Here is a 243-nt window from a genome sequence, read left to right as displayed (position 1 = left end):
CGATGCTGACACTGAAAACTTCATAGGAACGAGTTTTGATTTTCACTGCAATTTAAATCCAGCTGAATACAATAGAGGTCAAGGTATTGATATTGATGTTTTTTATTCATGCATTGTATTCCATGAACTACTCCACGTTCTCCACAATCTGAATGGCGTTCGTCTACAGCCCCAATTATCCCATCAAGAATTACACATGCATTCTCCACTTTTACTTGAAGAAGCTCGGACTGTTGGATTAGG

Annotated in this window: 1 pseudogene; it reads left to right on the top strand. The window is 38.7% G+C overall.

Going from position 1 to position 243, the window contains the following annotated elements:
* A pseudogene (locus CS369_RS22630) lies at positions 1-243 on the top strand (M91 family zinc metallopeptidase); the annotation flags it as partial.

The organism is Candidatus Symbiopectobacterium sp. 'North America' (genome assembly GCF_015762685.1).
In the GTDB taxonomy this organism is placed as follows: Bacteria; Pseudomonadota; Gammaproteobacteria; order Enterobacterales; family Enterobacteriaceae; genus Symbiopectobacterium.
The sequence above is the reverse complement of the archived record's forward strand: the minus strand, read 5'-3'. Positions and strand labels throughout refer to the sequence as shown.